This is a genomic window from Actinomycetospora atypica (assembly GCF_042653685.1).
Classification (GTDB): Bacteria; Actinomycetota; Actinomycetes; order Mycobacteriales; family Pseudonocardiaceae; genus Actinomycetospora; species Actinomycetospora atypica.
This window is the reverse complement of record NZ_JBHSIV010000077.1, coordinates 1-4,208: the sequence shown is the minus strand read 5'-3', so window position 1 is coordinate 4,208 and position 4,208 is coordinate 1. Positions and strand designations below refer to the sequence as shown.

The window sequence follows — 4,208 nt, the reverse complement described above, 5'->3', positions numbered from 1 at the left end:
CTCGCGGGCGTCGGCCGCCTCGGCGTCGGCGCGCTCGGCCGCGGTGGCCTCGCGCTCGGCGGCGGCGGCGCGTTCCCGCAGGTCGCGGACGGTGCCGCGGTGGGTACGCAAATCGTCGGCGACCGCGGTGACCTCGGACGCGAGATCGGTGGTGGGGTCGTCGTCGACCTCGGGGACGTCGACGGTGGTGCCGCCGGCCTCGTCGTGCCGGGGTTCGGTGACCAGGGCGGGCGGGTCGGGCAGCCGGACGGGCGCGGCGGCGGTGCGGGCGGCCGCGGCCACCTCCCGCAGGTGGCCCGCGACCCCGGCGAGGTCGGACTCCAGCTGCCCGCGGGCGGCCCCGGCCGCGGCGGCGGCCGTCGTCGTGCGGGCCTGCGCGCGCTCGCGGACCGCGCCGAGGGTGTCGGCGCCCGTCTCGGCGCGCCCGAGCTCGTCACGGCGGCGCACCAGGTCGGCGTGCGCGGAGTACTCCGGCAGGCTCACGAGACCCTGGCGCTCGGCGCCCGCGCGGGCGTGCTCGTCGGTCAGCTCGCCGACGGCGCGGGCCGCCTCCTCGCGGGCCGCGACCGTGCGGTCCGCGGCGGCGCGGGCCCGGTCGAGGCGATGCGCCGCGGTGCGGGCCGCGTCGACCCCGGCCGCCGCGCCCTCGACGGCCGTCATCAGCACCCGGCGGGCGTAGTCGGTGTAGGTCTCGACGACGCCGTCGAGGGCCTCCCCGGTCGCGGCGAGGTCGGTGACGTTGCGGCGGTGGTCCTCGAGGTCCTCGAGCGGCTGGGCGGCGTCGGACACCGCGTCCTCCGGCACCGGCGGCAGCGCCTCGCGCAGGGTGCGCGGCAGGTCGGTGTCGATGCGGTCGCCGACGCGCGGGTTGCGCACCTGGTGGAGCAGGCGGAAGTAGGCCGTGGGGTCGGTGCCGCCGAAGAAGCGCCGCGCGATCTCGGCGCGGTACTCCGCCGTCGACGAGTACACCTGCCCGTGCACCCCGAGCTCGGTGCGCAGCACGTCGGCGGAGAACGGGACGTCGGCCTCGGTGAGCCGGAAGTCGATCTTCGCGCGCCGGTCGGTGGAGAACCACCAGGTGGTGACGCGGTCGGTGCTCCGGTTCGCCCGGATGCCGCAGCCGACGGTGCGGTGCTCGCCGCGACGCACGAACTCGATCCACAGGTAGCCGGTGCGCTGGGTGTCGTCGTTGTCCGAGAGCATCCAGCTGCGCAGGACCCCGCGCTGCTCCCCCGCCGCGTCGATCTTGCGGACGTCGGCCTCGAGCAGGAACGGCAGCAGCATGTTCATCGCCGTCGACTTGCCCGAGCCGTTGACGCCGCGCAGCAGCAGGCGTCCGCCGGCGAACTCCAGGACCTCGTCCTGGTACTGGTAGACGTTCAGGATCCCGGCGCGCGAGGGCTGCCACCTGTCCTGCGAATCCACCCGGCGGAGGGTACGGGCCGCCCGTCAGACCGCCGCGAAGGGCGAGGGGTCGGCGAAGGTCGCGAGGGTGGCGCGGGCGGCGTCGGCGAACGGGTGGTCGGGCCCGGCGGTGCCGATCGCCCGGTCCCACACCAGGGCCCGCGCGACGATCGCCGCGCGGCAGGCGGTCACGCTCGTCGCCACCAGCTCGGCGTGCGGGGCGAGATCGGCGAAGACGTCGAGGTAGGCGTCGCGCACGGTCCGCACCACCTCGTCGTCGGGACCGACCCCGAGCGTGCGGGCGAGGCCGCCGAGCGCGACCAGCAGGCTCGCGAAGGGGTGCGCCACCACCGCGTCGCCCCAGTCGTAGAACCGCGGGCCCGCGACCAGAACGTTCTCCGGGTGCAGGTCCTGGTGGTCGACCGTGACGAGGTCGGCGCCCGGCGACGACGCGAGCTCGCGCGCCCACCGGTCCACCGCGGCCCGGCAGGCCGCCGCGTCCTCGAGCTCCGTGACGGCCAGGGCCTCGTCGCACCGGGCGTCCAGTGCCGTGGGCGAGGCGTCGGGCAGCCCGACCGCGACCATCTCGTCGCGGTGCACGGCCATCGCCCGCTGCAGGTGCGCGTAGGTGACCAGCGCCTCCGCCAGGTCGCGCGCCAGCGTCTCCGGCGGGCGGCCGGCGAGGGTCGGGCCCCCGTCGGGCAGCAGGAGCAGGCCGCGGGTCTCGTCGGCGGCGAGCGGGACGAGCACCGCGTCCGGCGCGGTCGTCGTGAGGAGGCGGTAGAGCCCGACCTCGGGGCGGGTCGCGGGGGTGGTGACCTTCAGCCACACCGGGCCGTCGGCGGTCGGCAGCCGCAGCACCGAGGCCCACGGCCGCTCCCGCGCCTCCGGCGGGCCGGTGCGCGTGACGTGGGAGTCGGCCCAGGCCAGCTCCGCGGCGAACCGCGCCTCCGGACCCATCGCCGCCCCTCCCACCGTCGTCAGGGGATCATGCCCGAGGAGGTGGTCGTCCCGTGCTCGTCGTCCTGCCGCCGTCGGAGACGAAGTCGACCGGCGGCCGTGGCGGTCCGCTCGACCTCGGCGCGCTGTCGTTCCCGTCGCTGACCCCCACCCGGGAGGCCCTGCTCGACGACCTCGTCGCCCTGGCCGCCGACCTCCCCGCCGCCCGCGAGGCGCTCGGCGTCAGCGAGCGGCAGGACGACGAGATCGCCCGCAACCGGGTGCTGCGGGAGTCGCGGACGACGCCGGCGCTGCGCCGCTACACCGGCGTCCTCTACGACGCGCTCGACGCGGGCTCGCTGACGCCGGGCGCACGGCGCCGCCTCGCCGTGTGCTCGGCCCTCTTCGGGCTCGTCATGGGCACCGACCCGATCCCGGCCTACCGGCTGTCGTCGGGCTCGACGCTGCCGGGGCGCGGCGGGCTGCGCACGGTGTGGCGGCCGGTGCTCTCCCCGGTCCTGGACTCGCTCGACGAGCACGTGGTCGACCTGCGCAGCGGCGGCTACATGGCCCTCGCGCCCGCGGCGGGGGCGACGACGCTGGACGTGGTGTCCGAGGCGGCCGACGGGTCGCGGACCACGGTCAGCCATGCGAACAAGTCGTTCAAGGGGCGGGCGGCGCGCCTGCTCGCCTCGACGCGGCGCCGCCCGAGGGACACGGCCGGGGTGCGGGCGGTGCTGGCCGACGCGGGGCTGCGGGTGGAGCAGGCCGACGAGACGTCGCTGCTGCTGGTGGTGCCGCGGTGATACCTCGTCCGATTGTGACGTCCAGTGTCAGCATGGCCGCAGTGCTGACACTCAGAGCTCGGCGAGCACCGCGTCCGTGAAGGCCGGCCAGGCCTCCTTGGCCCAGTCGCCGAAGTCGCGGTCGGTCAGCGCCACGCACGCCGCGCGGGCGTCGGGGTCGACCCACAGGAACGTGCCCGACTGCCCGAAGTGCCCGAACGTCGACGGTGAACTGTTCGCGCCCGTCCAGTGCGGCGACTTGTGGCCGCGCAGCTCGAAGCCCAGGCCCCAGTCGTTCGGCTTCTGGTAGCCGAGGCCGGGCAGCACCCCGGACAGCCCCGGGAACTGCACCGACGTCGCCTCGGCGAGGGTCTCGGGGGCGAGCAGGGTCGGGGTGAGCAGCTCGGCCGCGAGCCGGGCGAGGTCGTCGACGGTGGAGACCGCCCCGTGCCCGGCCGAGCCCTCGAGCGTCGTCGCCGCCATGCCGAGCGGCTCGCACACCGCCTCGTGCAGGTAGTCGGCGAAGGCGATGCCGGTGCGCTCGCCGATGTGGTCGGCCAGCACCTCGAAGCCCGCGGACGAGTAGAGGCGCCGTGTGCCCGGGGCGGCGGTCACCTTGTGCTCGGAGAAGGCGAGCCCGGAGGTGTGCGCGAGCAGGTGGCGCACCGTCGAGCCCTCCGGCCCGGCCGGCTCGTCGAGCGAGATCGCCTCCTCCTCGGCCGCGAGGAGCGCCGCCACCGCGACGAGGGGCTTGGTCACCGAGGCGAGGCGGAACCGGGTGTCGGTCGGGCCGTGGGTCGTCGGGCCGTCCGCGGTGACCACGGCGACCGCGGCGTGCTCGACGGGCCAGTCCTCCACCCCGCGCAGGCTCTCCACGGGCGCCGAGACTAGGTGGCGACGCCCGGGAGAACGAGGCCGCCCCGATCCGTGTGGCAGGGCCTCACGGGGTGAGGACGACCTTCTCGCACCCGTCGGCCTTCTCCAGGAAGGTCTTGTAGCCCGTCGGGGCGTCCTCCAGCGGCATCCGGTGGGTGATGACGAAGGAGGGGTCGATGTCGCCGTTGCGGATGTGCTCGAGGA

3 protein-coding genes and 1 pseudogene are annotated in these 4,208 nt (G+C 76.1%); 1 reads left to right on the top strand and 3 read right to left on the bottom strand.

Features of this window, described 5'->3' with window-relative positions; translation table 11 throughout:
• Both ACFPBZ_RS29345 and ACFPBZ_RS29340 read right to left on the bottom strand, forming a co-directional pair.
• A pseudogene (locus tag ACFPBZ_RS29345) lies at nucleotides 1-1,425 on the bottom strand (hypothetical protein); the annotation flags it as partial.
• Nucleotides 1,426-1,449: 24 nt separating this feature from the next.
• On the bottom strand, nucleotides 1,450-2,379 hold the full coding sequence (locus tag ACFPBZ_RS29340) for an aminoglycoside phosphotransferase family protein (protein WP_378039645.1): 930 nt from the start codon (nucleotides 2,377-2,379) through the stop codon (nucleotides 1,450-1,452).
• 38 nt (nucleotides 2,380-2,417) lie between these two features.
• Between ACFPBZ_RS29340 and ACFPBZ_RS29335 the strand changes: the two genes are divergently transcribed.
• Nucleotides 2,418-3,149 carry a YaaA family protein gene (locus ACFPBZ_RS29335; protein ID WP_378039644.1) on the top strand — a complete coding sequence of 244 codons (732 nt, stop codon included), beginning with the start codon at nucleotides 2,418-2,420 and terminating at the stop codon, nucleotides 3,147-3,149.
• A 51-nt stretch (nucleotides 3,150-3,200) separates the two neighbouring features.
• On the opposite strand, the gene ACFPBZ_RS29330 is transcribed toward ACFPBZ_RS29335, so the two are convergent.
• Nucleotides 3,201-4,004 (bottom strand): serine hydrolase domain-containing protein, encoded by an 804-nt coding sequence (locus ACFPBZ_RS29330; protein ID WP_378039643.1) that lies wholly within the window; start codon nucleotides 4,002-4,004, stop codon nucleotides 3,201-3,203.
• Nucleotides 4,005-4,208: the final 204 nt, after the last annotated feature.